At 67.0% G+C, this 26,237-nt stretch carries 25 protein-coding genes; 13 read left to right on the top strand and 12 right to left on the bottom strand.

What is annotated here, in order from left to right; genetic code table 11:
• Nucleotides 1-117: 117 nt before the first annotated feature.
• Nucleotides 118-1,038 carry a LysR family transcriptional regulator gene (locus FOZ70_RS04380; RefSeq protein ID WP_021161804.1) on the top strand — a complete coding sequence of 307 codons (921 nt, stop codon included), beginning with the start codon at nucleotides 118-120 and terminating at the stop codon, nucleotides 1,036-1,038.
• A gap of 154 nt (nucleotides 1,039-1,192) precedes the next feature.
• Here the strand turns inward: FOZ70_RS04380 and FOZ70_RS04375 are convergent, their stop codons facing one another.
• Nucleotides 1,193-3,361, bottom strand: coding sequence for a M1 family metallopeptidase (locus tag FOZ70_RS04375; RefSeq protein ID WP_021161803.1), 2,169 nt, complete (start codon nucleotides 3,359-3,361; stop codon nucleotides 1,193-1,195).
• Between the two features lie 640 nt (nucleotides 3,362-4,001).
• Here FOZ70_RS04375 and FOZ70_RS04370 point away from each other — a divergent pair.
• The 4 genes from FOZ70_RS04370 (at nucleotide 4,002) to FOZ70_RS04355 (ending at nucleotide 7,245) form a co-directional block, all read left to right on the top strand.
• Entirely contained in the window at nucleotides 4,002-4,496 is a 495-nt protein-coding gene (locus FOZ70_RS04370) for an LEA type 2 family protein (protein WP_042976607.1), read from the top strand.
• Nucleotides 4,497-4,643: 147 nt separating this feature from the next.
• Nucleotides 4,644-4,976 (top strand): YegP family protein, encoded by a 333-nt coding sequence (locus FOZ70_RS04365; RefSeq protein ID WP_021161801.1) that lies wholly within the window; start codon nucleotides 4,644-4,646, stop codon nucleotides 4,974-4,976.
• Between the two features lie 155 nt (nucleotides 4,977-5,131).
• Nucleotides 5,132-6,265, top strand: a complete 1,134-nt coding sequence (locus FOZ70_RS04360) for a class I SAM-dependent methyltransferase (protein WP_219705008.1) — start codon at nucleotides 5,132-5,134, stop codon at nucleotides 6,263-6,265.
• Between the two features lie 89 nt (nucleotides 6,266-6,354).
• Nucleotides 6,355-7,245 (top strand): SAM-dependent methyltransferase, encoded by an 891-nt coding sequence (locus FOZ70_RS04355; protein WP_219705007.1) that lies wholly within the window; start codon nucleotides 6,355-6,357, stop codon nucleotides 7,243-7,245.
• Nucleotides 7,246-7,306: 61 nt separating this feature from the next.
• On the opposite strand, the gene FOZ70_RS04350 is transcribed toward FOZ70_RS04355, so the two are convergent.
• A complete protein-coding gene (locus FOZ70_RS04350) occupies nucleotides 7,307-7,879 on the bottom strand; it encodes a DUF1415 domain-containing protein (RefSeq protein WP_048023616.1) in 573 nt (190 codons plus the stop codon).
• A gap of 76 nt (nucleotides 7,880-7,955) precedes the next feature.
• Nucleotides 7,956-8,576: a TetR/AcrR family transcriptional regulator gene (locus tag FOZ70_RS04345; protein WP_021161797.1), complete on the bottom strand. Its 621-nt coding sequence runs from the start codon at nucleotides 8,574-8,576 to the stop codon at nucleotides 7,956-7,958.
• 220 nt (nucleotides 8,577-8,796) lie between these two features.
• Here FOZ70_RS04345 and FOZ70_RS04340 point away from each other — a divergent pair, with 220 nt between their 5' ends.
• The 3 genes from FOZ70_RS04340 to FOZ70_RS04330 all read left to right on the top strand — a co-directional run bounded on the left by FOZ70_RS04340 (nucleotide 8,797) and on the right by FOZ70_RS04330 (nucleotide 12,288).
• The gene (locus FOZ70_RS04340) at nucleotides 8,797-10,080 is read left to right on the top strand and encodes an MFS transporter (protein ID WP_021161796.1); all 1,284 of its coding nucleotides are present in this window, start codon (nucleotides 8,797-8,799) and stop codon (nucleotides 10,078-10,080) included.
• 165 nt (nucleotides 10,081-10,245) lie between these two features.
• Nucleotides 10,246-10,851: a nitroreductase family protein gene (locus tag FOZ70_RS04335; protein WP_021161795.1), complete on the top strand. Its 606-nt coding sequence runs from the start codon at nucleotides 10,246-10,248 to the stop codon at nucleotides 10,849-10,851.
• 186 nt (nucleotides 10,852-11,037) lie between these two features.
• Nucleotides 11,038-12,288 carry an Hsp70 family protein gene (locus FOZ70_RS04330; RefSeq protein WP_021161794.1) on the top strand — a complete coding sequence of 417 codons (1,251 nt, stop codon included), beginning with the start codon at nucleotides 11,038-11,040 and terminating at the stop codon, nucleotides 12,286-12,288.
• Nucleotides 12,289-12,387: 99 nt separating this feature from the next.
• Here FOZ70_RS04330 and FOZ70_RS04325 read toward each other — a convergent pair whose 3' ends face one another.
• Nucleotides 12,388-12,591, bottom strand: a complete 204-nt coding sequence (locus tag FOZ70_RS04325; RefSeq protein WP_006477070.1) for a cold-shock protein — start codon at nucleotides 12,589-12,591, stop codon at nucleotides 12,388-12,390.
• Nucleotides 12,592-13,011: 420 nt separating this feature from the next.
• Between FOZ70_RS04325 and FOZ70_RS04320 the strand changes: the two genes are divergently transcribed.
• Nucleotides 13,012-14,610, top strand: a complete 1,599-nt coding sequence (locus FOZ70_RS04320; RefSeq protein WP_021161792.1) for an APC family permease — start codon at nucleotides 13,012-13,014, stop codon at nucleotides 14,608-14,610.
• 111 nt (nucleotides 14,611-14,721) lie between these two features.
• Here the strand turns inward: FOZ70_RS04320 and FOZ70_RS04315 are convergent, their stop codons facing one another.
• The 7 genes from FOZ70_RS04315 to FOZ70_RS04285 all read right to left on the bottom strand — a co-directional run bounded on the left by FOZ70_RS04315 (nucleotide 14,722) and on the right by FOZ70_RS04285 (nucleotide 20,841).
• Nucleotides 14,722-15,513, bottom strand: coding sequence for a class III extradiol ring-cleavage dioxygenase (locus tag FOZ70_RS04315; protein ID WP_042976606.1), 792 nt, complete (start codon nucleotides 15,511-15,513; stop codon nucleotides 14,722-14,724).
• 219 nt (nucleotides 15,514-15,732) lie between these two features.
• Nucleotides 15,733-16,329 (bottom strand): UbiX family flavin prenyltransferase, encoded by a 597-nt coding sequence (locus FOZ70_RS04310; RefSeq protein ID WP_048023612.1) that lies wholly within the window; start codon nucleotides 16,327-16,329, stop codon nucleotides 15,733-15,735.
• Nucleotides 16,330-16,349: 20 nt separating this feature from the next.
• The gene (gene grxD / locus FOZ70_RS04305) at nucleotides 16,350-16,661 is read right to left on the bottom strand and encodes a Grx4 family monothiol glutaredoxin (protein WP_021161789.1); all 312 of its coding nucleotides are present in this window, start codon (nucleotides 16,659-16,661) and stop codon (nucleotides 16,350-16,352) included.
• Between the two features lie 67 nt (nucleotides 16,662-16,728).
• A complete protein-coding gene (gene prmC, locus FOZ70_RS04300) occupies nucleotides 16,729-17,571 on the bottom strand; it encodes a peptide chain release factor N(5)-glutamine methyltransferase (protein WP_048023610.1) in 843 nt (280 codons plus the stop codon).
• A 7-nt stretch (nucleotides 17,572-17,578) separates the two neighbouring features.
• The gene (prfA, locus tag FOZ70_RS04295; protein WP_027788492.1) at nucleotides 17,579-18,661 is read right to left on the bottom strand and encodes a peptide chain release factor 1; all 1,083 of its coding nucleotides are present in this window, start codon (nucleotides 18,659-18,661) and stop codon (nucleotides 17,579-17,581) included.
• A gap of 93 nt (nucleotides 18,662-18,754) precedes the next feature.
• Nucleotides 18,755-20,053 carry a glutamyl-tRNA reductase gene (gene hemA / locus FOZ70_RS04290; protein WP_021161786.1) on the bottom strand — a complete coding sequence of 433 codons (1,299 nt, stop codon included), beginning with the start codon at nucleotides 20,051-20,053 and terminating at the stop codon, nucleotides 18,755-18,757.
• A gap of 26 nt (nucleotides 20,054-20,079) precedes the next feature.
• Nucleotides 20,080-20,841, bottom strand: a complete 762-nt coding sequence (locus tag FOZ70_RS04285) for a response regulator transcription factor (protein WP_021161785.1) — start codon at nucleotides 20,839-20,841, stop codon at nucleotides 20,080-20,082.
• A gap of 171 nt (nucleotides 20,842-21,012) precedes the next feature.
• Here FOZ70_RS04285 and FOZ70_RS04280 point away from each other — a divergent pair, with 171 nt between their 5' ends.
• The 4 genes from FOZ70_RS04280 (at nucleotide 21,013) to FOZ70_RS04265 (ending at nucleotide 24,349) form a co-directional block, all read left to right on the top strand.
• Nucleotides 21,013-21,267: a hypothetical protein gene (locus FOZ70_RS04280; RefSeq protein ID WP_219705006.1), complete on the top strand. Its 255-nt coding sequence runs from the start codon at nucleotides 21,013-21,015 to the stop codon at nucleotides 21,265-21,267.
• Between the two features lie 18 nt (nucleotides 21,268-21,285).
• Nucleotides 21,286-23,100, top strand: coding sequence for an aminopeptidase P family protein (locus FOZ70_RS04275; RefSeq protein WP_059486488.1), 1,815 nt, complete (start codon nucleotides 21,286-21,288; stop codon nucleotides 23,098-23,100).
• A 77-nt stretch (nucleotides 23,101-23,177) separates the two neighbouring features.
• Complete coding sequence (locus tag FOZ70_RS04270) at nucleotides 23,178-23,729, top strand: cysteine hydrolase family protein (protein WP_021161782.1); 552 nt, start codon at nucleotides 23,178-23,180, stop codon at nucleotides 23,727-23,729.
• A complete protein-coding gene (locus FOZ70_RS04265) occupies nucleotides 23,726-24,349 on the top strand; it encodes an HAD-IA family hydrolase (RefSeq protein ID WP_021161781.1) in 624 nt (207 codons plus the stop codon). The genes FOZ70_RS04270 and FOZ70_RS04265 overlap by 4 nt, the downstream gene beginning before the upstream one ends.
• A 136-nt stretch (nucleotides 24,350-24,485) precedes the next feature.
• On the opposite strand, the gene ettA is transcribed toward FOZ70_RS04265, so the two are convergent.
• On the bottom strand, nucleotides 24,486-26,153 hold the full coding sequence (gene ettA, locus FOZ70_RS04260; RefSeq protein WP_039352138.1) for an energy-dependent translational throttle protein EttA: 1,668 nt from the start codon (nucleotides 26,151-26,153) through the stop codon (nucleotides 24,486-24,488).
• Nucleotides 26,154-26,237 lie beyond the last annotated feature (84 nt).

Genomic DNA, 26,237 nt, shown 5'->3' with positions numbered 1-26,237 from the left:
GGGCGTGCAGCGAATGAAATGGATGAACGCAGTCTAGTCGGCCCGGTTTGACGCGGAAACCCGCAAAAGCGGATGATTGTTTTGCGATAAACGCATAGCCAAATCCGAAGGCACCGAATGGACGATTTCCTTTCCCCGCACCTGGCGCTGTTCGTCGACGTGGTCGACCAGCAGAGCTTCTCGGCGGCCGCCCGCCGGCTGGGTGTCGCCGCGTCGTCGGTCACGCGGCGCATCGACCGGCTCGAGACCCAGCTCGGCATCCGCCTCCTGCATCGCACCACGCATGCGCTGCGGCCCACCGAGGCCGGACAGTTGCTGTACGGGCGCGCGACGCGGATGCTTGCCGAGCTGCGTGGCTTGCAGGAAGACCTGCACAGCCAGCACGACGAGCCGAGCGGGCTGCTGCGCGTCGACTGTCCGGCGCCGTTCGGCCGGCGGCACCTGGTGGCCGCGCTGGCCGCGTTCATGCAGCGTCATCCGGCGCTGCAGGTCGACCTCGTGCTGACCGACAGCATGGTCGACCTGCAGGGCGCGCGGCTCGGCTCGGACGTCGATCTCGCGGTGCGTATCGGCCCGCTCGAGGACACGCGCCTCGTCGCAACCGTGCTGGCGCCGCAGCGGCGCGTGCTGTGCGCGAGCGCGGCGTATCTGGCGCGGCGCGGCGAGCCGGATACGCCCGACGCACTCGCCGGACACGACTGCCTCGCCTGGCACGGCGTGCCGCCGCCGGGCGCGTGGCGCTTCGGCGAGCGCCGCCACGCGCCGGCGCAGCCGCGGTTTCGCAGCAATCATTCGGAAGCGTTGCTCGAAGCCGCGATCGACGGGCTCGGGCTCGCGCACCTGCCGACCTGGCTCGCGGGGGACGCGCTGCGCGACGGCCGCTTGCGCGCGGTGCTGCCGCAGTTCGCGGCGGCGCCCGAGCCGGCGACGATCCACGTGTTGCGCCAGCCGGCGCGCGGCACCGCACGCGCGTCGCGGCTCGTCGCGTTCCTCGCGACGTGGTTCGCGCAGCCGGCGTGGGACGCCGCGTGGGCGTGACGACGACGGCGGGCGACGGCCGGCGGCGTGTCGCCGGGCCCGACGCACGCCGGGCATGAAAAAGGGCCTCGCACGCGAGGCCCGTCAAAGGTCGGAGAAACCGGTACGCCGGCCGGCCGCCGCAGGCTGCGCGGCACCGGCCGGGCGCGCACCGTTACTGCGTGACTACCTTGCGCGGCTTGAAGATACCCTGGTATTGCAGTGCCGGGCGTTCCTTCGTCACCGGTTCGATGCCGCCGAAGGTCGGCGTCTGGCGCAGCTTCATCGCAGCCGGCGAAGCGACCGAGCCGATCGACGTCGAGCGCGATGCCGGCGCGAGGTTGTTCGCGACGAGCAGCGCGGCTTCGCTCTTCAGGTTCGCGAGCAGCACCGGATCGGTCGAGCCGTTGACCTGCGTGAGCAGCCCGCTCCAGGCCGCGTCGCTGTAGTTCACGACGTAGTAGTCGAGCCCGCTCGGGTCGGCCACCACGCCCGTGCAGCCGTCGATCCGCGTTTGCGTCTGCGTATCCTTCAGCGCGAGCGTCGTGCGTTTCGCGAGACCCTGGCCGTACGCGAGCGTGATCGGCACCGTCCACTGCAGGCCCGGATACGCGTTCTTGTTCGGGAACGGCTGCTGTTTCAGCGTGACGACCGTCTGGTTCTTCGTCAGGTCGCACTGCGTGTCGAGCGAGATCAGCGGCACGCCGGTCTGGCGGACGTAGCTGTCGCCGATCGCGCCGATCGCCTGGCCGCTTTCCTTCGACAGTGCATCCCACAGGCGCTTCGGTGTGCCGTTGCCGAACGAGTAGTCGACGAGGTACTGCTGCAGGCCCTTGCGCAGCGTCTGTTCGCCGAGATAGTTCTCGAGCGTCTTCAGCACGTGGCCGCCCTTGTCGTACGTGAACGCGCTGGCGCTCAGCACGAAGTCGTTCGAGGCCCAGCCGTTGAAGTTCGGCGCGACCGGGAAGGCGTTCGGGCCGATGTCACGATTGATCACGCGATACTTGTTCTTCACCTGGTCGAGCCAGCTGAACTCGTCGGGGAAGAACTGGATCGTCGTCTTCGTCTCGAAGAACGTCGCGAACGACTCGTTGAGCCACACGTTGTCCCACCAGTCGGTCGTGACGAGATCGCCGAACCACTGGTGCGCGACTTCGTGCGTCAGCACCTCGTTGCCGTAGTGCGACATCGGCTGGCCCGGCTGCGGCAGGATGTCGTCGGCGAACTCGAGGATCGACCCCCAGTTCTCCATCCCGCCGAAGTTCAGGTCCTTCTGCTCCTTGAACGCATCGTTCGCGGCCACCGTGTCGAACTTCGTGAGCGGCAGCGCAATGCCCGTGTAGCGGTAGTAGAAGTCGAGTGCCTGCTTGGTGCGGTCCATCGCCGGCTTCGCCCAGTCGCTCATGCCCGGCGGCGTGAACACGCGCAGGTGCAGGCCGCCCTTGCCGCCCGGCAGCGGGCTCGTGAAGTCGTCTTCATAGGTGTCGAACTGGCCGCCGCCGAAGAACAGCAGGTACGACGGCATCGGCGGGGTCTTCTCGAACTGCACGAGCTTGTAGCCGCCGCCGACGTTGGTCGACGGCTTCTCGGCCGCGTTCGACACGACGCGCCAGTTCGACGGCACTTCGGCCGTCACTTCATAGGTCGGGCGGAACGCCGGCTCGTCCCAGCCGGGGAACCACTGGCGCGACAGGTTGGTTTCGCCCTGCGTGAGGATCGCGCCGCTCGTCTTGCCGTCGGTGCCCTTCAGGTCGACGCGGAACACGCCTTCCGCGGCCGAGCAGCCCGGATACGGATCGTCGCCGCAGCTGCCGCCCGTCTTCGTGCCCGGATCGTCGTACGACTTGAAGTTGATGATCCCCGACCACTCCATGTGCAGCGAATAGTTGCCCGGCGAGATCGTGCCGCTCACGGGGCGCAGCTGGTAGAAGTCGCCCTTGTCCTGCGGCGTCGCGATCAGCTGGATGTTGCCCGGCTGCAGCGTGATGCGGCCGTTCGTGAACTTGATCCGGTGGCCGGCGATCACGATGTTGTTGACCGGCTTCAACACCTTGATCTCGACGTCGGCGCGGCCGTCGAACGCGTTCAGCGCGTCGTTCGGGCGGAACCACAGCCGGTAGTTCACGGGCACCACGGTGTCCGGCAACTCGACAGGCGACACGCTCTTGTCGACGTTGGATGCGCTCGGCGGCGCGTTGACGGTGGGCGACGAGCCCGAGTGCGGCGCGCCGGCGGAGCTGAGCGCGGAAGCGGAGCCTGCACCGCCGTCGTCACCGCCGCACCCGGCGAGTGCGAGCGCGGCGACGAGCGGCAGATAACGCATCTTGCGAATATCGATCGACATGACTGAAACCTCGATTGTTGAAAGAATCGTTCAGTGCTGCGAAAACGCCGGCAAAAACAATCCCCTCGCCGTTAATCAACAGCGATGAAAATGCCAATGACGGATTATTCGAAAACGCGGCGGCTGACTACGTGAAGGTAATCATGGTTTACTGCCCCCTCTGGATTTCCGGATGTCGGTTAACTTGCCGGTTCAAAATGGCCGGGCGCGTGTTGTACTGAGTTGATTTCGCGCGCACGACACGGAGCCGCACGCCCTGCGCGGGCGCGCGATTCCCTTGAACCGACGACCTACGGGGCTGGCCGGGCCGGGCCGCAGGATGGCCGGAAGGCGTGTCGCCGTTCCGTAAAATCGCCGTCATGCGGCTTCAAGCTTTGTCGGCTTGCTCGAAGGATGCGTAAATATACTTGATGGTTTTAGGTAAAGGAAACGAAAAATTTAGAAATTGCATCTATTGAATTCGCCGCGCTTCATTGAATGCTGGAAAGCATTAATGCGCTTTCCGTTTGGCTGGTATTTTCGTAGTTTTAATCTATTAACGATCCGGCGTGGCCGCGAAAACTACGAAATCCGGTGTGCGGGGGCGCACTCGGTACAATGCAGCGACGATCCGCTCACCGATTGCCGCGAGGAGGCCTCCATGCCACGAACCCTGTTCCGAATCGCGCCGCTGCGCGCCGTGCTGCTGCTGTTCGCCGCCGTGCTCCTGCTCGGCGGCTGCGCGGGGCTCACGCGCGATTCCGTGCGCGTGTCGGTCGCCGGGCTCGACCCGCTCGTCGGGCAGGGCCTCGAGATGCGTTTCAACCTGAAGCTGCGCGTGCAGAATCCGAACGACACGCCGATCGAATACGACGGCATCTCGGTGGCGCTCGACCTGAACGGCACGCCGTTCGCGAGCGGCGTGAGCGACCGCTCGGGCGTCGTGCCGCGCTTCGGCGAGGCCGTGCTCGACGTGCCGGTTTCCGTGTCGGCGTTCGCCGCCGCACGGCAGGCGTGGAACCTGCCCGGCGCGGCTGCCAGCGGCGAGTTGCCGTATGCGCTGCGCGGCCGGCTCGCGGGCGGCGTGCTCGGCACCGTGCGCTTCAGCGATGCGGGCACGCTGCGCATGCCGGCGACGCCGGGGTGGGGCGGGTAGACGATGCCGGGCCGGACGAAGCGTCGCGATCGCGGCGCCGTCTGACGATTCCTGACGATCTGGCTTCGAATACCTTACGTTTTGCGCGTCAATCGCGTTTAGACTGCCTCGGTCCGGAGGGCCGGGCGACTTTTTCGAGAGGGCACCATGGCAGCGAAATTCGTCATCAAGAAAGCGAGCGACGGGCAGTTCCTGTTCCACCTGAAGGCCGCCAACGGCGAGATCATTCTGCGCAGCGAGCTGTACAAGACCAAGGCGTCGGCGGAAAACGGCGTCGCGTCGGTGCGCAAGAACGCGCCGGACGATGCGCGCTACGAGCGCAAGACCGCGACCAACGGCCAGTTCATGTTCAACCTGAAGGCCGGCAATCACGAGATCATCGGCACGAGCGAGCTGTACAAGGCCGAAGCGAGCCGCGAGAACGGCATCGCGTCGGTCAAGCAGAACGCGCCGGATGCCGCGCTCGACGACCAGAGCTGACCGGCCCGATAGCGCCAATACGCCGCGAGCATCGCGCGGGTGGCAGTCGGGCGGTCGCCCGCGCTTTGCCGCGCGGGCAAAGCGCGGTATGGTGTGGTCCGCGCGGCGCATGCCTGTAGCGCCGCCTGTCTGAAGCCAACCGTAGCCGAGCTCGCGTGACCGATTTCCCCGTTTTCCACTGGACCGACGCCGACGGCGCCGAACATGCCGTGCGCTGGCGCTCCGAAGCCGGCGTGCAGCCGCCGAAGCGCGCGGTGCCCGCCGACGACCGTCTCACCGCCGACGCGGCCTACCGTCTGGCCTGCGAGGGCATCGCGCTCGTCTGGCAGGGCGACTTCCAGAATGCGCGCCAGCTCGTGCAGGCGATGGCGCGCCGCGTCGAGCGCAAGCCGAAGAAGGCGAAGGCCGCGGTGGGCGTCGACGCATTCAACCTGCATCGTCTTGCGCAATCGCAGCGCGCCCGCACGCTCGGGATGCTGCTGATCCCGCTCGATGCCGACTACACGATCCCGCTGCGCCGCGCGCCCGACGTACGCGCCGCATGCGAGGAAGCGTACGGCCCGGGCGGCGAACCGTCGGTCGTGTCGCTGCGCGAGCTGCTCGGCCTCGTCGGCGCGCACGAATGGCGCAAGAAGGGTGTGCCGATCCCGGCGCTGGGCGGCGCGCCGATTCATCCGCACTACGGCGTGTTCTCGCCGGTACGCGGCGAATATGTCGAACTCGTCGCGCGCGCGCCGCTGCCGGCGACGTCGCTCGCGTTCGACGTCGGCACGGGCACCGGCGTGCTCGCGGCCGTGCTGGCGTCGCGCGGCGTCGAGCGCATCGTCGCGACCGATCAGGATCCGCGGGCGCTCGCCTGTGCGCGCGAGAACGTCGAGCGGCTGGGCCACGCGGGCCGCGTCGAGGTCGTCGAGGCGGATCTGTTTCCGGCCGGCCGCGCGCCGCTCGTCGTCTGCAACCCGCCATGGGTGCCGGCCCGTCCGAGTGCACCGATCGAATACGCGGTCTACGATCCGGACAGCCGCATGCTGCGCGGTTTCCTCGCGGGGCTCACCGACCATCTCGAGCCAGGCGGCGAAGGCTGGCTGATCCTGTCCGATTTCGCCGAGCATCTCGGCCTGCGGCCGCGTGACACCCTGCTGCAGTGGATCGACGAAGCCGGCCTCGTCGTGCTCGGCCGCGAAGACATCCGCCCCGCACACCCGAAGTCCACCGACGCCGACGATCCGCTGCATGCGGCACGCCGCGCCGAGGTCACGTCGCTCTGGCGGCTCGGCGCACGAGCCTGACCGTGCATTTTCGGTAAACTAGCGCCATTCCTCACGAATTCCCGCCGCCGGGCCGTGGTCTGCCGACCGTGGCCCGGCGCCGCTTCACGATGTCGAACAAGACCCACGAAATCCGCCCGGAGCAGTCCGTCGAGCTGCTGAAGGAACTGCACATCCTCACCCGCGACGGGAAGCTGAACCAGGACAGCCGCCGCAAGCTGAAACAGGTCTATCACCTGTTCCAGTTCATCGAGCCGCTGCTTGCCGGCGTGCAGGCCGATCGTGGCAGCGTGACGCTCGTCGACCATGGCGCCGGCAAGTCGTATCTCGGCTTCATCCTGTACGACCTGTTCTTCAAGCAGCAGCCGGGGCACGGCACGGCGGCATTTGCGTCGCACGTGTACGGGATCGAGACCCGCGAGGAGCTGGTCACGCGTTCGGCCGAGCTGGCCGCGCGGCTCGGGTTCGGCGGCATGTCGTTCCTGAACCTGTCGGTCGCCGATTCGATCACTTCGCCGAAGCTGCCCGAAACGGTCGACGTCGTCACCGCGCTGCATGCGTGCGACACGGCGACCGACGACGCGATCCGCTTCGCGCTCGCGAAGCGCGCGCAGCACATCGTGCTCGTGCCGTGCTGCCAGGCGGAAGTCGCGGGCGTGCTGCGCAAGAACAAGGGCAAATCGCTCGCGAACGCGCTGACGGAAGTGTGGCGGCATCCGCTGCATACGCGCGAATTCGGCAGCCAGATCACCAACGTGCTGCGCTGCCTGCAGCTCGAAGCGCACGGCTACCAGGTCAGCGTGACCGAGCTGGTCGGCTGGGAGCATTCGATGAAGAACGAGCTGATCATCGCGCAGTACAAGAACCTGCCGCGTCGGCGGCCAGGCGAGCGGCTGAACGAGATCCTGGGGATGTTCGGGCTTGTCGAGCTGAACGCACGTTTCTTCGTGCCGGAAGCCGCGGCGGCGGGCGGCGAGGTCGCGGAGCCGGCTGAAGGCTGACGCACGGGCGGGCGGGCGGCGGCGCGCGGCGCACGTTGCACGCCGCACGTTGCACGCCGCGTCAGACGTCGTCGCCCGGCCGGCGCATCCATTCGCGCCAGCCGTCGTGGCCGAGGCGGCGCAGTGTTTCCTGATTTCTTTCGTAGATCGCGGACGCGTCCGGGAACGCGTCGACCGCGCGCGCGATGCTGTCTTCGCGCAGCAGGTGCAGGATCGGATACGGCGCGCGGTTCGTGTAGTTCTCGATGTCGTCGGGCTCGCTGCCTTCGAACCGGTAGTGCGGATGGAAGCTCGCGATCTGCAGCACGCCGTCGAGCCGCAGTTGCCGCACCAGGCGGTCGGCAAAGAACAGCGCATCGTTGTAGTCGACGAAGTCGGCGAACGCATCCGGGAAGATCAATAGCGTCGTGTCGACCTGCTGCGGGTCGGCCGCGTCGAGCGCGCGCAGTTCCGTTTCGAGTTCGGCGAGCGCGTCTTCGAGCGTCGTCGCTTCGCTGATCGCGTAGCGCACCTGTTCCTTCACGTAGACGCTTTTCGCGAACGGGCACAGATTGAGCCCGATCACCGCGCGCGCGAGCCAGTGCCGCGTGGCGGCGAGGATGTCGTCGTGCGATTCGGGGCGGGTGTCGGTCATCGTGAAACCAGTCGGGCGGAAGGGCGGCAAGGGCCGCATTGTAGCGGGCGCGCAGGGTGCGGACGCGCGCGGCCCGTCACGCGCACGCGGCTTCGATCAATTGCGTGACGAGCGCGGGTGCGGTGCCGATCGGCGTTTCGCCGTGCCGGTAGGTCTGGCTCGCCGCGTAGATACCCTCGATCACCAGCGCGAGCGCATCGGCGAGCGCCTGCGGTTGCCGCGCGCCGGCGCCTTCGCATAGCGCGACGAGCCGCTTCATCAACTGTTCCTTGTTCTGCGCGACGCGCTCGCGCGCCGGGTGCGATGCATCCGGAAACTCCGCCGCGACGTTGACGAACGGGCAGCCGCGATAGTCCTTCTGCGTCGCGCGCTCGGCCAGGTCGACGAAATACTGGATCAGTTGCGCCTTCGGCTGGCCCGGATGCTTCGCGGTGCTTGTGTCGAGACGCTCGAAGAAACACGCATCCATCCGCTCCAGATACGCGAGGATCAGGTCGTCCTTCGAGGAGAACTGCCGATACAGGCTCATCTTGTTGACGCCCGCGCGTTCCACGACCGCCTCGACGCCCACCGTCCGAACGCCTTCCCTGTAAAACAGCTCCTCGGCGGCGCGCAGCAGGTGCTCCTGCGCGGTGGCGCCGTCGATCGGCCGGCGCGTACGGCGCGCCGGCGGCTTGGCGATCTCGATGCCCGACATGATGACCCTCGACTGCATATTGGATTGCTTGACATGTTACCGATTGGTCACTACGATCGCAACACACTTGTGACCGGTCGGTAACAACGCTGACCGGATCGACAGACAAATGCCAAGCGTCGGCCCGGGTCAGCCGATGCAGCGTGCGGCGGAGGTGGCCTGGCTGGGTGGGGCGGAGCGGGCGCGGAGGTGCCGGCGCCGCCAACTGGAGAACGCGAAGATGAACTGGGCGGTGACACGAATCGGCGGGCGCTTCCACTACGGATGGCTCGCGGCGGCGGTGGTATTCCTGATCCTGCTGGCGGCCGCCGGCACACGCGCGACGCCGAGCGTGCTGATGGTGCCGCTCGAACGCGAGCTCGGCTGGAGCCGCGCGGCGATTTCGCTGGCGATCTCGGTGAACATCGCGCTGTATGGCCTGACCGGCCCGTTCGCGGCCGCCGCGATGCAGCGCTTCGGGCTGCGCCCGACCATCCTCACCGCGCTCGTGACGATGAGCGCGGGCGTCGCGCTGTCGTCGATGATGACGCAGAGCTGGCAGATGGTGGTGATCTGGGGCCTGATGGTCGGCTGCTCGACGGGGGTCGTCGCGCTGACGCTGTCCGCGACCTTCGTCACGCGCTGGTTCCATGCGCGGCGCGGCCTCGTGATGGGGATCCTGACCGCGAGCACGGCCACCGGCCAGCTCGTGTTCCTGCCGATGCTCGCGGCGATCGCGCAGCGCCATGGCTGGCGGCCGGTCGTGCTGGTCGTCGCGGTGGCGGCCGCGATCGTGATTCCGCTCGTTGCGTTCCTGTTGCCCGAGCGGCCGGCCGACGTGCAGCTGCGTCCGTACGGCGAGCCGGCCGATGCGCCGCCCGCGCCCGATGCGACCAAGGAGAACCCGCTCGCGGTCGCGTTCCGTACGCTGCTGACCGCGAGCCGCTCGCGCGATTTCTGGCTGCTGTTCTTCAGCTTCTTCATTTGCGGCGCAAGCACCAACGGTTACGTCGGCACGCACCTGATCGCGATGTGCAGCGACTACGGGATGACGGAAGTGCAGGGCGCATCGCTGCTCGCGGCGATGGGCGTGTTCGACCTGTTCGGCACGACGCTGTCGGGCTGGCTGTCCGACCGCTACGACAATCGCGTGCTGCTGTTCTGGTACTACGGGCTGCGCGGGCTGTCGCTGATCTACCTGCCGCACGCGTTCGGGATCGATTTCTTCGGGCTGCCGCTGTTCGCGATGTTCTACGGGCTCGACTGGATCGCGACCGTGCCGCCGACCGTGCGCCTCGCGACCGACGTGTTCGGCAAGGCCGCGGCGCCGGTCGTGTTCGGCTGGATCGTCGCCGGCCACCAGCTCGGCGCGGCGTTCGCGGCGCTCGGCGCGGGGCTGCTGCGCGCGAGCCTCGGCACCTACACGATCGCGTCGATGATTTCGGGCGGGCTCTGCATCGTCGGCGCGCTGATCGTGCTGCGCATCAACCGCGGCCCGTCGCGCGCGGCTGCGCAGGCGGCCTGATCGCGGCAAGCCGGCAGTCCGGCCGGCCCGCGCGGCGGGCGGCCGGCCATTGCACGCACGGAGATTTGCATAGCGCGGCAGGATCGGGCGCGGATCGGCTCAAGCGGGTATGCTTGCGGTTCGCCAGGCGTTCGCGCCCCTTCATCGATGTCAGCGAGGATCCGCATGTCCGTCAAACCTGCTCCCACCACTGTTTCGATTCACGATCTGATCGCGGGCCGCTGGAGCCCGCGCGCGTATTCGGATGAACCCGTCAGCGCCGGCGATCTGCATGCGGTGCTCGAGGCTGCCCGCTGGGCACCGTCTGCGTACAACGCGCAGCCGTGGCGCTTCATCGTATTCGACCGCACGCAGGACGAAGACGCATTCAAGCGAGCGTTCGCGACGCTGGTGCCGTTCAACCAGGGCTGGAATGCGCCGGCGCCCGTGCTGATCGCCGTGACCGCGCATACGCTCACGCCGAAGGGGGAGCCGGCACCGACCGCGCTGTACGACGCGGGCGCCGCCGCGATGTCGCTGGTGCTGCAGGCGCACGCGCTGGGCCTGGCCGCCCACCAGATGAGCGGCTTCGACGCGAAGGCGTTCCGGGACGCGTTTGCGATCCCGGCCGACGTCGCGATTCCGGCGATCATCTCGCTCGGTCACTACGGCAACGTCGACAAGCTCGATCCCGTGCTGCGCGATCGCGAGAAGGCGCCGCGCACGCGTCATGCGATCGGCGAGGTCGTCTATGCGGGCGCGTGGAAGAAGGGCTTCGACGCGGCGGCCTGACCTGCCCGGAGGGGGCTGCGTCGCGCATCCCGTCCGCCTGTCTTCCCGGCGCGCCCGTCTGCGCGCCGTCGCCACCGGGGCCCGCTGCGCGGCACCGGTGGCCGGCCCCGGTTGTGATCCCGCGGGCTTCATGTTAAAAAGCCCGTCCTTTCCGTTTTCGCGCCGGCCCTGCTGCGGCAATTTCCCATGACTTACTGCGCGATCGATTTCGGCACGTCCAATTCCGCCGTGGCGCTGCCCGACGGCGATGGCATGCGCCTCGCGCCCGTCGAGGGCGACCACCTGACGCTGCCCACCGCGATCTTCTTCAACAACGACGAAGAGACGGTCGAATACGGCCGTGCGGCGCTGGCTTCCTACATCGACGGTTTCGACGGCCGGCTGATGCGCTCGATGAAGAGCATTCTCGGCTCGCCGCTCGCAGAAACGACGACCGACCTCGGCGACGGCAGCGCGATCGCGTACACCGACATCATCGCGCGCTTCCTGACGCACCTGAAGCGCAAGGCCGAAACCCGCGCGGCTGCGCCGATCGGTCGTGCGGTGCTCGGCCGGCCCGTGTTCTTCGTCGACGACGATCCGCGCGCCGACCGCCTTGCACAGGACCAGCTCGAGGCAGCCGCGCGATCGGTCGGCTTCACGGACGTTCAGTTCCAGTACGAACCGATCGCGGCCGCGTTCGACTACGAATCGCGTCAGCAGGCGGAGCGCCTCGTGCTCGTTGCCGACATCGGCGGCGGCACGTCCGACTTCTCGCTGGTGCGCGTCGGACCCGAGCGGATGGCGCGGCTCGAGCGCAAGGACGACGTGCTGGCCCACCACGGCGTGCACGTCGCGGGTACCGACTACGACCGGCGTGTCGAGCTGGCCGCGATCCTGCCCGCATTCGGCTACCGTTCGCTCGATCCCGAAGGGCGCGAGCTGCCGAACAAGATCTACTTCGATCTCGCGACCTGGCACCTGATCAACACGGTCTACACGCCGAAGCGACTCGGCGAGCTGAAGCTGATGAAGCACCTGTACCGCGACGTGCAGCAGTACGACCGGCTCACGACCGTGGTCGAGCAGCGGCTCGGGCATGCGTTGATGGCGCGCGCGGAGGAAGCGAAGATCGGCGTCGCGGCGGGCGGGGAGACGATGATCGACCTGAACGACGTGGAAGAGGATCTGCAGATCGCGTTCGATGCCGAGCGCCTCGTCGATGCGAGCCACGACGACACCGCCCGCATCGTCGATGCCGCGCGCGAGACGGTGCGGCTCGCGGGTGTCGCGCCGCGCGATGTCGGCGCACTGTATTTCACCGGCGGCTCGACGGGGCTCGCATTCCTGTCGGGGGCGCTCGCAGGTGCGTTCCCGGATGCGCAGCCGGTGTTCGGCGACCGCCTCGCGAGTGTCGCGACGGGGCTCGGCATTCACGCGCAGCGATTGTTCGGCTGAATGCGGGCGGCTGAAAGGCCGTCATGCCGGGCGACCGGCGCCGAAAAACAAAAAGCCCCGCCGAAGCGGGGCTTTTTTACACGAATTATCGCGCCAAGCTTAGACCGGACGGATGTTCGCAGCTTGCAGACCCTTCGGGCCCGTCTTCACTTCGAATTCAACCTTCTGGTTTTCTTGCAGCGTCTTGAAGCCTTCGACGCGGATTTCCGAGAAGTGCGCGAACAGATCGTCGCCGCCGCCTTCCGGGGTGATGAAGCCGAAGCCCTTTGCGTCATTGAACCACTTGACGGTACCGGTTGCCATGTTACTTGTTCCTAAAAAGATAAAACGGGGCCGAAGCCCATGGTGTGCGGAAAATCAAGGAAGGGGTAATAGGACCAACCGGAGTACCGTTGATGGGCGAACTACGAAAGAACCAATTCACTCGCCACTTGAAATCCTGCGAAGTCCTTTATACGGCTTATCACCCGCGTGGTCAACCGTATTTCCATGGACTCAGGGTTATTGCGGAGATCAGGTTTACAAAGCTTGCAAACGATGCGAATTTTTTGTAGGGGCCGAACGATTTTGGCGCCACGCCCGAGGTGCAACCGTTAAACTACGCGCCGCGCGGACGGGTTGCCCTGATCGGGTGACGCGTCCCCCCAAGAATGCGTGCGCGGTGCAGTCCGAGCCGATCCCGGACCGCGGGCCGACCATGCTTTTTGAGACACAGGAGAGGATGTGAAGAGTTCTATTCAACGGAACATCGGCCCGTTTGCATTGATGCTGACGGGGCTGGGTTCGATTATCGGCTCGGGCTGGCTGTTCGGCGCCTGGAAAGCCGCAAAGATCGCCGGTCCGGCAGCGATCTGCGCATGGATCATCGGCGCGGTCGTGATTCTCGCGATTGCACTGACGTACGCGGAACTGGGTGCGATGTTCCCCGAGTCGGGCGGCATGGTGCGCTACGCGCGCTACTCGCATGGCTCGCTGGTCGGTTTCATCAGCGCGTGGGCGAACTGGATCGCGATCGTATCCGTGATCCCGATCGAGGCTGAAGCGTCGATCCAGTACATGAGCACGTGGCCGTATCCGTGGGCGCATGCGCTGTTCGTGAACGGCGAGCTGACGACACCCGGCCTGCTGTTGTCGGCCGTGCTAGTCGTCATCTACTTCTTGCTGAACTACTGGGGCGTGAAGGCGTTTGCCCGGGCGAACACCACGATCACGATCTTCAAGTTCCTGATCCCCGGCCTCACGATCCTCGGCCTGATGCTGACGAGCTACCATCCGGAAAACCTCGGCACCGCATCCAATGCAAGCTTTGCGCCGTACGGCTGGTCGGCGGTGCTGACCGCGGTCGCGACGAGCGGCATCGTGTTCGCGTTCAACGGCTTCCAGAGCCCGGTGAACCTCGCGGGCGAGGCGCGCAACCCGTCGCGCAGCGTGCCGTTCGCGGTGATCACGTCGATCCTGATCGCGCTCGTGATCTACGTACTGCTGCAGATGGCGTACATCGGCTCGGTGAATCCGGCTGACGTCGCGCAGGGCTGGTCGCACTTCAACTTCAAGTCGCCGTTCGCCGAACTGGCGATCGCGCTGAACCTGAACTGGCTCGCGATCCTGCTGTACGTCGACGCGTTCGTCAGCCCGAGCGGCACCGGCACGACGTACATGGCGACCACCACCCGCATGATCTACGCGATGGAGCGCAACAACACGATGCCGAAGATGTTCGGCAACGTGCACCCGCTCTACGGCGTGCCGCGCCAGGCGATGTGGTTCAACCTGCTGGTCTCGTTCATCTTCCTGTTCTTCTTCCGCGGCTGGAGCTCGCTCGCGGCGGTGATCTCGGTCGCGACGGTGATCTCGTACCTGACCGGCCCGATCAGCCTGATGGCGCTGCGCCGCTCGGCGACCGACATCGAGCGTCCGCTGTCGATTCCGCTGATGAAGCTGATCGCGCCGTTCGCGTTCGTCTGCGCGTCGCTGATCCTCTACTGGGCGAAGTGGCCGCTGACGGGCGAGATCATCCTGCTGATGATCGTCGCGCTGCCGGTGTACTTCTACTTCCAGGCGAAGTCGGGCTGGACCGGCTGGGGTGCCGACCTGAAGGCCGCATGGTGGCTGGTCGCGTACCTGCCGACGATGGCCGTGCTGTCGCTGATCGGCAGCAAGGAGTTCGGCGGTTACGGCGTGCTGCCGTACGGCTGGGACATGCTGATCGTCGCCGCAATCTCGCTGGTGTTCTACTTCTGGGGCGTGAATACCGGCTACCGGACCCAGTATCTCGACGAGCGTGAATCGCACGACGAGATCCTCGAGGGGGTCGGTGCCTGACGCGTGACCTGTCGCCGGATTCGGCGGCGGCAGCCAGCAGCGGAAAAAAAGCCCGCCCGAGCATCGCTCGGGCGGGCTTTTTATTGGCGGTCGACGGTTGTCGCGCGACGCTCAGGCGGCCGCGCTCGCGAACACGTAGTTCGTCATCGCGAGCACGCGCTGGTACGTGCCGAGCGACTGGATGCCAAGCTGGTAGTCGTCGTCCGCCGCGCCGAGCGCCGTGAACACCGGCAGCAGATGCTCGTCGGTCGGATGCATCAGCGCGGCATGCGGCGCCTGCCGACGGTAGTCGAGCAGCGCGTCGACGTCGCGCGCGGCCAGCTTCGCCTCGAACCAGTCGGTGAATTCCGCGACGCGCGGGTCCGCATCTTCCGGTGCCGCACCGAAATCGGCGGCGCGCAGGTTGTGCGTGATCTGGCCGGAGCCGATCACCATCACGCCTTCGTCGCGCAGCGGTCGCAGCGCGCGGCCGAGCGCGAAGTGGTGCGCCGCATCCGCGCGCGGCTGGATCGACAGCTGTGCCACCGGCACGTCGGCTTCCGGGAACATCAGCAGCATCGGTACCCACGCGCCGTGGTCGAGGCCGTGCTCGGTCGTCGCAGTGGCGATGCCGGCCGCATTCAGCAGTCCGGCCGCGCGCTCGGCGACGTCGGGCGCGCCGGGCGCCGGGTAGCGGATGTCGTACAGCGCCTGCGGAAAGCCGTAGAAGTCGTGGATCGTTTCAGGATGCGCGGCGACGCTGGCGACGGGACGCTGCGTGCCCCAGTGCGCGGACAGCATCAGTACCGCGCGCGGGCGCGGCAATTCGGCGCCAAGGTGGGTGAACGCGCCGGACGGCAGCGTCGGGTCGATCGGCAGCGTCGGGGCGCCGTGGGACAGGTAGAGCGAAGGCAAGCGGTTCATGGTGGTGGCCTGCAAAGGGATTTGCCTGTGACTATAGGCGCGCACCGGGCATTGATAAATCCGTCGCGAGGAATTTGATTGAGTCGTATTGGTTGATAATCGGGCCGATTTCACGAACGCGAGGGCGGACGGGGACTCGAGGTGGTCGATTCAGCACGGAAGGCAGGTGAATCGGCGAAGATGCGCGAAGAACGATGCGGAAGCGCCGCGGCGAGCGGCTTACTGCGCCGGCCGGATGCCGGCCCACGGCGTCGTCATCGGCGCACTGAGCGCGAACAGGTCGAGCACGCGGGTGACGGTCTGGTCGACGAGTTCCTCGATCGTCTTCGGCATCGCGTAGAACGCGGGTAGCGGCGGGAAGACGATGCCGCCCATTTCGGTCACGGCGGTCATGTTGCGCAGATGCGCGAGGTTGAACGGCGTTTCGCGCACCATCAGCACGAGGCGGCGGCGCTCCTTCAACGTGACGTCGGCCGCGCGCGTGATCAGGTTGTCGGACAGCCCGTGCGCGACGCTCGCGAGCGTCTTCATCGAGCAGGGCGCGATCACCATCCCGTCGGTCGCGAACGACCCCGATGCGATCGTCGCGCCGACGTCGCGCACCGAGTGCACGACGTCCGCACGGCTTTCGATTTCGGCCTTCGACAGCTTCAGTTCGTGCTGGATGTTGAGCCAGCCGGCGTTCGAAATCAGCAGGTGCGTTTCGACGCCGCCGGCGGCGCGCAGCAGGTCGAGCAGCCGTACGCCGTAGATCGCGCCGGTGGCGCCGGTGATCGCGACGATCAGCCGGCGTGGCGGCGCGCTGGGAGATGCCATCGAAAAGGGGGCGGGGCGTATTACGCGGCGGCGAACAGTTGCTGCAGTTCGCCCGACTGGTACATCTCCATCATGATGTCCGAGCCGCCGATGAATTCGCCCTTCACGTAGAGCTGCGGGATGGTCGGCCAGTTCGAGAATTCCTTGATGCCCTGGCGGATCTCGTCGTCTTCGAGCACGTTGACCGTCTTGAACTGATCGACGCCGCAGGCCTTCAGCACCTGGATGGCGCGGCCCGAAAAGCCGCACATCGGGAATTGCGCGTTGCCCTTCATGAAGAGCACGACCTGGTTTTCGTCGACGATTTGCTTGATACGTTGTTGGGTGTCCATGACTGACCTTGCGTTTGCGGGGCGTTAGATCGAAATGATAGCGGATTTCAACCGGACGGGCCGGGCATCAGCCCGGCAGGCGGCCGCCTGTCGTGCGTTCGATTGCGGCCAGATCGGCGAGCGATTCGACCGCGACGAAGCCGTGCGATGCGAGTATGGCGCGCACGGCCTCGGCCTGGTCGTAACCGTGCTCGATCCAGAGCGTGCCGCCCGGTTTCAGGTAAGTGCCGGCGCCCGCGACGATCGTCCGGATCGCGCTGAGGCCGTCGGCATCGTCGGTGAGTGCGCCGCGCGGCTCGAAACGCAGGTCGCCCTGCGTGAGGTGCGGATCGTGCTGCGCGATGTACGGCGGATTGCTGACGATCGTGTCGAAGGCGAGCGCAGGATCGAGCGCCGCGTACCAGTCGCTCTGCAGCCAGTGCAGCGGGCCGCCGGGGCGGTGCGCGTCGAGCAGCTTGCTGGCGTTGCGTTGCGCGACCTCGAGTGCGGCTGGCGAACGGTCGAGCGCCCATACGCGGGCGTCGGGCCGCTCGGCGGCGATGGAGACGGCAATCGCGCCGCTGCCCGTGCCGAGATCGAGCACCGCCGGATGCGGCAGCCCGTCGATCGCATCGAGTGCGGCTTCGACGAGCAGTTCGGTTTCAGGGCGCGGGATCAGCACGTCGGGCGTCACGTCGAACGGCCGGCCGAAGAATTCGCGCATCCCGACGAGTTGCGCGACCGGCTCGCCGGCCATGCGGCGCGCCTCGAGCGTGCGGTAGCGTTCGACCGCGGCCGCGTCGAGCGGCGCGTCGCCGCGCGTGATCAGTTGCGTGCGGGTCCAGCCAAGCGCGTGCGCGAGCAGCACGCGCGCATCGACCGCGTCGAGCGCGGACGCGCGCAGCAGTTCGTCGGCGGTCGTGTCGGGCATCGTGACCTCAGTCGGCGTCGCCGAGCGACGCGAGCAGTTCGGCCTGGTGCTCGCTGACCAGCGCGCTGATCAGTTCGTCGAGGTCGCCGTCCATGATCGCCTCGAGCCGGTACAGCGTCAGGTTGATCCGGTGGTCGGTCATCCGGCCCTGCGGGAAGTTGTACGTGCGGATCCGTTCCGAGCGGTCGCCGGAGCCGATCAGGCTCTTGCGCGTCGCGGCTTCCTTCGCGTGCTGCTCGTGATACTGCTTGTCCTTGATGCGCGCGGCGAGCACCTTCAGCGCGCGATCCTTGTTCTTGTGCTGCGAACGGTCGTCCTGGCACTCGACGACGATCCCGGTCGGGATGTGCGTGACGCGCACCGCCGAATCGGTCTTGTTGATGTGCTGGCCGCCCGCGCCGGACGCGCGGAACGTGTCGATCCGCAGGTCGGCCGGATTGATCTCGACCTCGCCGATTTCGTCGGCTTCCGGCATCACCGCGACCGTGCACGCGGACGTGTGGATGCGCCCTTGCGTCTCGGTTGCCGGCACGCGCTGCACGCGATGGCCGCCCGATTCGAACTTCAGGCGCGAGTACGCGCCCTGGCCCGCGATCCGCACGATCACTTCCTTGTAGCCGCCGAGATCCGATGCGCTCTCCGACATCATTTCGACCTGCCAGCGCTGCCGTTCCGCGAAGCGCAGGTACATGCGCAGCAGGTCGCCGGCGAACAGCGCGGATTCGTCGCCGCCCGTGCCCGCACGGATTTCGAGGAAGATGTTGCGGTCGTCGTTCGGATCCTTCGGCAGCAGCATCTTCTGCAGCTCGGTCTCGAGGCGGGTCATGCTCTCGCGCGCGCTGCGGATTTCGTCTTCCGCGAAGTCGCGCATCGACAGATCGCCGAGCAGCTCCTGCGCGGCCGTCTCGTCGCTGCGCGACTGGCGCCACAGCGCGTACTGTTCGACCACCGGGCCGAGTTCCGCATGTTCACGCGTCAGCTTGCGGTACTGGTCGAGGTCGGCCGTGACGTTTTCGCGGCTCAGCAGGTCGTTCAGTTCGGCCAGCCGTGTGGACAGCTGGTCGAGCTTGCGTTGCATGCTCGTCTTCATGGTGTGGAGCGGCGCTCCCGGGCAAGGGGTATTCGGAAAGGATAGGCCGGCGGCGGGACAACGACCGGCCGGCGGCAGGGCGACCGGGCGGCGCTAGTGGCCGGACTGGTCGTTCGAGCGCGGTGCGTGCTGGTAGAAGCCGCGCATCAGGTCGATCAGCGAATCGCGATCGGCGCCGTTCACGCGATTGAGCGCGCTCGTCGGGCCGTGGATCAGCTTGTTGGTCAGCGCTTGCGACAGTGCTTCGAGCACGGCAGCCGGATCGTCGCCGCGCGCGAGCAGCTTCTGCGCTTTCTCGACTTCGGCCCGGCGCAGCGCGTCGGCCTGCGTATGCATGTGACGGATCACCGGCACGACGCTGCGCGTGTCGAGCCATTGCATGAAATTCTGCACGCGCGTTTCGATGATCGATTCGGCCTGCGCGACCGCAGCCTGGCGAGATGCGTTGCCTTCGCGCACGATCGCGCCGAGATCGTCGACGGTATAGAGGAACACGTCCTTCAGCTTGCCGACTTCGGGCTCGATGTCGCGCGGCACCGCGAGGTCGACCATGAAGATCGGCCGGTGGCGGCGTGCCTTCACCGCGCGTTCGACTGCGCCGAGGCCGATGATCGGCAGCGTCGACGCCGTGCACGACACGATGATGTCGAATTCGTGCATGCGGGTCGGCAGATCCGAGAGCGGCATCGCGCGGCCGCTGAAGCGTTCGGCCAGGCGCTGGCCGCGTTCGGCCGTGCGGTTCGCGACGACGAGTTCGCGCGGGCCTTGTGCGGCGAAGTGCGTCGCGCACAGCTCGATCATTTCGCCGGCGCCGATGAACAGCACGCGCTGATCGGACACTTTTTCGAAGATCCGCTGCGCGAGGCGCACCGCGGCGGCGGCCATCGACACCGACTGCGTGCCGATTTCGGTCGTGCCGCGCACTTCCTTCGCCACCGCGAACGTGCGCTGGAACAGCTGGTTCAGGTAGGTGCCGAGCGCGCCGGCTTCCGTCGCGGTGCGGACGGCATCCTTCATCTGGCCCAGAATCTGGGTTTCGCCCAGCACCATCGAATCGAGGCCGGATGCGACGCGGAACGCGTGCCGGACTGCTTCCGACTGCGGCAGCGCATAGACGTGCGGTGCGAGCTCGTCCACCGGAATCCGGTGATACTCCGACAGCCAGCGGACCGCGCCTTCGCGTGCGGCGCGATCATCGGTCGCGCAATACAGTTCGGTGCGGTTGCAGGTGGAGAGGATCGCCGCTTCGGGCGTGTTGGGCGCCTGGGGGCCGAGAAACACGTTCTTGAACGTGACGAGAGCCGGCTTGATCTGCTCGAGCGGAAACGCCACGCGTTCGCGCAAGGCGACAGGCGCAGTGTGGTGATTGATTCCGATCGTGAGGAGTTGCATATCGAGGGCTATCGTTTAGCCCCATATTATAGCGTTTCAGCGATTTCCTCACTCGCGGCATACCGGGCATCGGCGTGGCGGGGCCGGGAATTTGGGGGCTCGATCGGCACGCGGTCGAGCTGATAGCCATAGCCGTAGAGCGGCAGCAGCCGGTAGCCGCGCTCCGGAAGCAGGTGCAGCTTGCTGCGCAGCCGGGACGCGTGGGTATCGAGCGTGCGCGACTTCGTGTCGCGGCGGCGCGCCCACACCGTTTCGAGAATATGGGCGCGCGACACGGGCCGCGACAGGTTCGCGAACAGCAACTGCGCAAAACGGAACTCCTTCGGCGTGAGTGAAACGATTGCGTTGCCGAAGCGAACGAGGCAGTGCGTGGCGTCGAAAGCGTATTCGCCATACATTTCGCGCGAGCGGGCCGGCGGCCGGCGTACGCCGGCGCGCCGGCTCAGCGCGTTGACGCGCGCGAGCAGCTCGGGCCCGCTCACCGGGCGCACGAGGCAATCGTCGGCGCCCGCGTGCAGGCACGATACGATCTCGCTTTCGCGCGGCATCTGCATCACGGCGATCGCCGGCAGCCCGGGCAGGACTGCCTGCGCGCGCGGAATGACTTCCTCGGCCGGCTGGTCGCCGGCCCAGTGGCCGGTGATCAGCATGTCGCAGGTATTGGCGGCGAGCCACTCGAAGAACGCCGTACTGGACGGAAACGCGTGGCATACGTGACCGCCCGCAAAGAGCAGGCGGTTCAGGAGCGCGGCATGGCGCGCGTCCGGATCGATCAGAGCGATTCGCATGAGAATTTCTTCAATACGGCAGCTGGTGCGCGCTTGCCATAACGTCGAGTCGGCCCCTACACTCGAACGTTCGCGGCACCCGGCTGGTCTCGGGTTCGATGGATGAATCGATGCTAGCCGCTGGCAACGTTCACGCCTATGGGACGAATCCGAATTTATCGAAGGCGTTGAATGAACTGGTTTGGAATCCTTGTCCTGGGAGCGGCCGTCGGGCTGTTCGGCCGATGGCTGCATCCGATGCGGCGCACGGCCCGGCCGGCGTGGTGGATCGCGGTGCTCGCCGGTATCGTCGGCGCGGCCGCGGCCCGCATGGCCGGCAATCTCTCTGGACTGTTTTACGATGGCGAGACGCTCGAATGGCCGGTCTGCGCCGGCGTCGCGTTCCTCGCAGTAGCCGTGACGGTTGCGCTGTCGGCCCGTCGCTGAATGCTCTCAGGTGAAATCATGAATGCCCGTCTTCCCGAAGTCTCGCCGGTGCCGGCCCGTCTCGCGCTGCTGCGTGGCGCGATGGTCCGCGAGGACCTGGCCGCCTATCTCGTGCCGTCCGCCGATCCCCATCTGTCCGAGTATCTGCCGGAGCGCTGGCAGGCCCGCCGCTGGCTGTCCGGCTTCACGGGCTCGGTCGGCACGCTGGTCGTAACCGCGGATTTCGCGGGGCTGTGGGTCGACAGTCGCTACTGGGTGCAGGCCGACGCCGAACTGGCCGGCACGGGCGTGCAACTGATGAAGATGACGGGCGGGCAGCAGAGCGCGCCGCACGTCGACTGGCTCGCGCAGAACGTGGCGGCGGGTGCAACCGTCGGCGTCGACGGCGCCGTGCTCGGCGTCGCGGCCGCACGCGGGCTGACGGCCGCGCTGAACGCACGCGGCATCGCGCTGCGCACCGATCTCGACCTGCTCGACGCGATCTGGCCCGAGCGGCCGGGGCTGCCCGGCGATGCGGTGTTCGAGCACGCGGCGCCGCAGGCCGACACGACGCGCGCGAGCAAGCTGGCCGAAGTGCGCCGCGCGATGCGTGCGCAGGGCGCGCAGTGGCATTTCGTCTCGACGCTCGACGATCTCGCATGGCTGTTCAACCTGCGCGGCGCCGACGTCAACTTCAATCCCGTATTCGTTGCGCACGCAATGATCGGCGCCGATCGCGCGACGCTGTTCGTCGCCGACGGCAAGGTGTCGCCGGCACTGGCCGCGTCGCTCGCGCAGGACGGCGTCGACGTTCGCGCCTACGACGCCGCGCGCGCCGCGCTCGCGGCACTCCCCGACGGCGCGACGCTGCTGATCGATCCGCGCCGCGTGACGTTCGGCACGCTCGAGGCCGTGCCGGCCGGCGTGAAGCTCGTCGAGGCCGTGAATCCGTCGACGTTCGCGAAGTCGCGCAAGACATCCACCGAGATCGAGCATGTGCGCGTGACGATGGAGCACGACGGCGCCGCGCTCGCGGAATTCTTCACCTGGTTCGAACAGGCCGTGAACCGCGAGACGATCACCGAGCTGACGATCGACGAGAAGCTCACTGCCGCGCGCGCGCGACGCCCCGGCTACGTGTCGCCGAGCTTCGCGACGATCGCGGGCTTCAACGCGAACGGCGCGATGCCGCATTACCGCGCGACGCCGGAGTCGCACGCGACGATCGCCGGCGACGGGCTGCTGCTGATCGATTCGGGCGGCCAGTACGTGACGGGTACGACCGACATCACGCGCGTCGTGCCGGTCGGCACCGTCAGCGACCTGCAGCGGCGCGATTTCACGATCGTGTTGAAATCGATGATGGCGCTGTCGCGTGCCCGATTCCCGCGCGGTATCCGCTCGCCGATGCTCGACGCGATCGCGCGCGCGCCGATGTGGGCGGCCGGGCTCGACTACGGGCACGGCACGGGGCACGGCGTCGGCTACTTCCTGAACGTGCACGAAGGCCCGCAGGTGATCTCGCACTACGCGCCGGCCGAGCCGTACACGGCGATGGAAGAGGGCATGATCACGTCGATCGAGCCGGGCGTGTACCGTCCCGGCCAGTGGGGCATCCGCATCGAGAACCTGGTCGTGAACCGCGCGGCCGGGCAGACCGAGTTCGGCGATTTCCTCGCGTTCGAGACGCTGACGCTGTGCCCGATCGACACGCGCTGCGTGCTGATCGAGATGCTGCATGAAGAAGAACGCGCGTGGCTGAACGCATATCACGCAACGGTGCGCGAGCGCGTCGGCCGGCACCTGAGCGGCGACGCGAAGGCGTGGCTCGACGCACGCACGCAGCCGATCTGATGCAACGCGCGGTAGCGGCCGAGTAACGATTGGATAGCGGTCGAACGACGGCCGGACAATAACGACGAGGGCAAGCAATGGCGGACACTGCAGTGATCGTGGTCGACATGCAGCGCGGGCTGGTGGAGCGGGCGAGGCCCGCGTACCGGCTCGATGACGTGGTGTCGGGCATCAACCGGTTGACGGCGGCGGCGCGTGCGGCGAACGCGCCCGTGTGCTTCGTGCAGCACGACGGCGACGCGGACGACGACGTCGTGCCCGGCACGCCGGGTTGGGAGCTGCACGCGGGGCTGGTCGTCGGGAACGGCGACTGGCGGGTGCGCAAGCAGATGAGCGATTCGTTTCACGATACGCCGCTCGCGGCGCAACTCGAGCGCCACGGCATCCGTTCGGTGCTGATCTGCGGTTATGCGACCGAGTTCTGCGTCGATTCGGCCGCGCGCCGCGCAGCGCTGCTCGGCTACCGGACGACCGTCGTGTCCGACCTGCACACCACGAACGAGCGCACGCACCTGTCGGCCGCGCAGATCGTCGCGCATCATCACTTCGTATGGGAAAACAATTCGCTGTCGGGCAACCCGGTGACGCCGCGCCCGCTCGCGGACGTCCTTGCGACGGAGTTCGCATGACGATCAAGGCCGTGGTATTCGATTTCGGCGGCGTGCTGATCGACTGGAGCCCCGAGTACCTTTACCGGGAACTGATTCCCGACGACGCCGAGCGTCGCTGGTTCTTCACGCATGTTTGCACGATGGACTGGGTGGTCCGCCAGGACGGCGGGCAGACGATCGAAGAGGGGACGGCCGAGCTCGTCGCGAAGTTTCCGGCGCACGAGGGGCTGATCCGCGCGTTCTATGCGCGCTGGCACGAGATGATCGGCGGCGTGCTCGACGAAGGCGCCGCGCTCGTCGACCGGCTCGACGCGCAGGGGATGCCGCTGTTCGGGCTGACGAACTGGTCCGCGCAGACGTTTCCGTATGCGTGGGACAACTTCCCGGTGCTGCGGCGTTTCAGGGACATCGTCGTGTCGGGCCGTGTGAAGCTCGTGAAACCCGATCCGGCGATCTACCGCGAGATGCATGCGCGGATCGAGCCGCACTTGCCGGGCATCGCGCCGCACGAACTCGTGTTCATCGACGACAATGCGAAGAACGCCGCGGCCGCGACGGCGCTCGGCTGGCACGGCATTCATCACACGAGTGCGGCGGCGACCGAGGCACGGCTGCGCGACCTGGGCGCGCTGGCGTAAGCGGCAAGCGGGCAGCCAGCCGCCGGATAAAAAAACGGGCCAGCGGCCCGTTTTTTGTTGTTCCGCTTCCGGAGCGAGACCAGCCTCGGTGCCCGTTCCTGCGTTGCCGCAGTGCCGGGCGCCGGGGCCGCGCCGCTCAGCGGCTGATCGGCTTGTAGCGCAGACGCTTCGGCTTCGCGGCTTCCTCGCCGAGGCGCGCACGCTTGTCGGCTTCGTATTCCTGGTAGTTGCCGTCGAAGAACGTGACCTGCGAATCGCCTTCGAATGCGAGGATGTGCGTCGCGATCCGGTCGAGGAACCAGCGATCGTGCGAGATCACCATCACCGAGCCCGCGAATTCGAGCAGCGCGTCTTCCAGCGCGCGCAGCGTTTCGACGTCGAGGTCGTTCGACGGTTCGTCCAGCAGCAGCACGTTGCCGCCCGAGATCAGCGTCTTCGCGAGGTGCAGGCGGCCGCGTTCACCGCCGGACAGGTTGCCGACGATCTTCTGCTGGTCGCCGCCCTTGAAGTTGAAGCGGCCGATGTACGCGCGCGACGGCGTTTCGTACTTGCCGACCGTCAGCACGTCGGCGCCGCCCGAGATTTCCTCGAACACCGTCTTCGAACCGTCGAGCGCGTCGCGGCTCTGGTCGACGTACGCGAGCTTCACCGTCGGGCCCATCACGACTTCGCCCGAATCCGGCTGTTCCTTGCCGGTCAGCATCTTGAACAGCGTCGACTTGCCGGCGCCGTTCGGGCCGATGATGCCGACGATCGCGCCGGCCGGGATCTTGAAGCTCAGGTTGTCGATCAGCAGGCGGTCGCCGAACGACTTGCTGACGTTCTTGAACTCGATCACTTCATTGCCGAGGCGTTCGCCGGCCGGAATGAAGATTTCCTGCGTTTCGTTGCGCTTCTGGTATTCCTGGCTGCTCAGTTCCTCGAAGCGCGCGATACGCGCCTTCGACTTCGCCTGGCGGCCCTTCGGGTTCTGGCGCACCCACTCCAGTTCCTTCTTGATCGCCTTCTGACGCGCCGATTCCGACGCTTCTTCCTGCTTCAGCCGCTCTTCCTTCTGGTCGAGCCAGCTGCTGTAGTTGCCCTTCCACGGAATGCCGTGGCCGCGGTCGAGTTCGAGAATCCATTCGGCCGCGTTGTCGAGGAAGTAGCGATCGTGGGTGACCGCGACGACGGTGCCCGGGAAGCGCACCAGGAACTGCTCGAGCCAGTCGACCGATTCCGCGTCGAGGTGGTTGGTCGGTTCGTCGAGCAGCAGCATGTCGGGTTTTTCGAGCAGCAGCTTGCACAGCGCGACGCGGCGCTTCTCACCGCCCGACAGGTGCTCGATCTTTGCGTCCCACGACGGCAGGCGCAGTGCGTCGGCGGCCACTTCGAGCTGCTGCTCGGGGCTGCCGCCGTCGCTCGACGCGAGGATCGCTTCGTACTTTGCCTGCTCGGCGGCGAGCGCGTCGAAGTCGGCGTCCGGCTCCGCGTACGCCGCGTAGATTTCCTCGAGCTTCTTGTTGGCCTGGAACAGGTCGCCGAGGCCTTCCTCGACGGCTTCGCGCACCGTCTTCGTCGGATCGAGCTGCGGCTCCTGCGGCAGATAGCCGATGTTCAGGTTCGGCATCGGCGTCGCTTCGCCTTCGATGTCCTTGTCGACGCCCGCCATGATGCGGATCAGCGTCGACTTGCCCGAGCCGTTCAGGCCGAGCACGCCGATCTTCGCGCCGGGAAAGAACGACAGCGAGATGTCCTTCAGGATCTGGCGCTTGGGCGGCACGATCTTGCCGACCCGGTTCATCGTGAAAACGTATTGGGCCATTTCGGTGTGAAAGTCAGAAGTGGTTGAGACTGCCGCGCAGCGCGCGCGGGCGTGGCGGCGTCGGGATTCGGTACGGAGCGTGCC

This window comes from Burkholderia sp. COPS (assembly GCF_019425585.1).
In the GTDB taxonomy this organism is placed as follows: domain Bacteria; phylum Pseudomonadota; class Gammaproteobacteria; order Burkholderiales; family Burkholderiaceae; genus Burkholderia; species Burkholderia cepacia.
The sequence above is the reverse complement of the archived record's forward strand: the minus strand, read 5'-3'. Positions and strand labels throughout refer to the sequence as shown.

What these genes read in the sequence shown, in the direction of transcription:
- FOZ70_RS04355 (WP_219705007.1), top strand. Translation starts at nt 6,355, where the DNA reads ATGTCGAACAAGACCCACGAAATCCGCCCGGAGCAGTCCGTCGAGCTG.
- FOZ70_RS04330 (WP_021161794.1), top strand. Translation starts at nt 11,038, where the DNA reads ATGACTTACTGCGCGATCGATTTCGGCACGTCCAATTCCGCCGTGGCG.
- FOZ70_RS04315 (WP_042976606.1), bottom strand. Translation starts at nt 15,513, where the DNA reads ATGAACCGCTTGCCTTCGCTCTACCTGTCCCACGGCGCCCCGACGCTG.
- FOZ70_RS04370 (WP_042976607.1), top strand. Translation starts at nt 4,002, where the DNA reads ATGCCACGAACCCTGTTCCGAATCGCGCCGCTGCGCGCCGTGCTGCTG.
- ettA (WP_039352138.1), bottom strand. Translation starts at nt 26,153, where the DNA reads ATGGCCCAATACGTTTTCACGATGAACCGGGTCGGCAAGATCGTGCCG.
- FOZ70_RS04345 (WP_021161797.1), bottom strand. Translation starts at nt 8,576, where the DNA reads ATGTCGGGCATCGAGATCGCCAAGCCGCCGGCGCGCCGTACGCGCCGG.
- FOZ70_RS04350 (WP_048023616.1), bottom strand. Translation starts at nt 7,879, where the DNA reads ATGACCGACACCCGCCCCGAATCGCACGACGACATCCTCGCCGCCACG.
- FOZ70_RS04365 (WP_021161801.1), top strand. Translation starts at nt 4,644, where the DNA reads ATGGCAGCGAAATTCGTCATCAAGAAAGCGAGCGACGGGCAGTTCCTG.
- FOZ70_RS04275 (WP_059486488.1), top strand. Translation starts at nt 21,286, where the DNA reads ATGAATGCCCGTCTTCCCGAAGTCTCGCCGGTGCCGGCCCGTCTCGCG.
- hemA (WP_021161786.1), bottom strand. Translation starts at nt 20,053, where the DNA reads ATGCAACTCCTCACGATCGGAATCAATCACCACACTGCGCCTGTCGCC.
- FOZ70_RS04380 (WP_021161804.1), top strand. Translation starts at nt 118, where the DNA reads ATGGACGATTTCCTTTCCCCGCACCTGGCGCTGTTCGTCGACGTGGTC.
- FOZ70_RS04375 (WP_021161803.1), bottom strand. Translation starts at nt 3,361, where the DNA reads ATGTCGATCGATATTCGCAAGATGCGTTATCTGCCGCTCGTCGCCGCG.
- FOZ70_RS04270 (WP_021161782.1), top strand. Translation starts at nt 23,178, where the DNA reads ATGGCGGACACTGCAGTGATCGTGGTCGACATGCAGCGCGGGCTGGTG.
- FOZ70_RS04265 (WP_021161781.1), top strand. Translation starts at nt 23,726, where the DNA reads ATGACGATCAAGGCCGTGGTATTCGATTTCGGCGGCGTGCTGATCGAC.
- FOZ70_RS04340 (WP_021161796.1), top strand. Translation starts at nt 8,797, where the DNA reads ATGAACTGGGCGGTGACACGAATCGGCGGGCGCTTCCACTACGGATGG.
- grxD (WP_021161789.1), bottom strand. Translation starts at nt 16,661, where the DNA reads ATGGACACCCAACAACGTATCAAGCAAATCGTCGACGAAAACCAGGTC.
- prfA (WP_027788492.1), bottom strand. Translation starts at nt 18,661, where the DNA reads ATGAAGACGAGCATGCAACGCAAGCTCGACCAGCTGTCCACACGGCTG.
- FOZ70_RS04310 (WP_048023612.1), bottom strand. Translation starts at nt 16,329, where the DNA reads ATGGCATCTCCCAGCGCGCCGCCACGCCGGCTGATCGTCGCGATCACC.
- FOZ70_RS04325 (WP_006477070.1), bottom strand. Translation starts at nt 12,591, where the DNA reads ATGGCAACCGGTACCGTCAAGTGGTTCAATGACGCAAAGGGCTTCGGC.
- FOZ70_RS04280 (WP_219705006.1), top strand. Translation starts at nt 21,013, where the DNA reads ATGAACTGGTTTGGAATCCTTGTCCTGGGAGCGGCCGTCGGGCTGTTC.
- FOZ70_RS04285 (WP_021161785.1), bottom strand. Translation starts at nt 20,841, where the DNA reads ATGCGAATCGCTCTGATCGATCCGGACGCGCGCCATGCCGCGCTCCTG.
- FOZ70_RS04335 (WP_021161795.1), top strand. Translation starts at nt 10,246, where the DNA reads ATGTCCGTCAAACCTGCTCCCACCACTGTTTCGATTCACGATCTGATC.
- prmC (WP_048023610.1), bottom strand. Translation starts at nt 17,571, where the DNA reads ATGCCCGACACGACCGCCGACGAACTGCTGCGCGCGTCCGCGCTCGAC.